Genomic DNA, 261 nt, shown 5'->3' with positions numbered 1-261 from the left:
AGATCGGTTCCTGCACGATGACCGTGCAGCTCGACTCCGGTTATCGCCAGCCCCCCGGCTTCAGCTACTCCGAACTGGAGTTCATCGTCATCGAGGGCAGCATCAGACTCGGCGACAAGGTCTGTAACCGCGGGCACTACTTCTTCGTGCCGGCGGGCTATGCGCTGCCCGAGCTCAGCTCGGAGCAGGGCGCGCTCCTGCTGATGATGTACAACACCGCGGAGCCGAGCCTGGTGGAGAGCGACCAGCACCACGAGCTCT

1 protein-coding gene is annotated in these 261 nt (G+C 63.6%); it reads left to right on the top strand.

All coding sequences use genetic code 11. The features are described 5' to 3' along the window. The coding region (locus ACJMK0_RS19220; protein WP_405240905.1) for a DUF4437 domain-containing protein at nucleotides 1-261 on the top strand (261 nt) is incomplete at both ends.

This window comes from Lentisalinibacter orientalis (assembly GCF_040706535.1).
Lineage (GTDB): Bacteria > Pseudomonadota > Gammaproteobacteria > Steroidobacterales > Woeseiaceae > Lentisalinibacter > Lentisalinibacter orientalis.
This window is presented reverse-complemented; position numbering and strand designations above follow the sequence as displayed.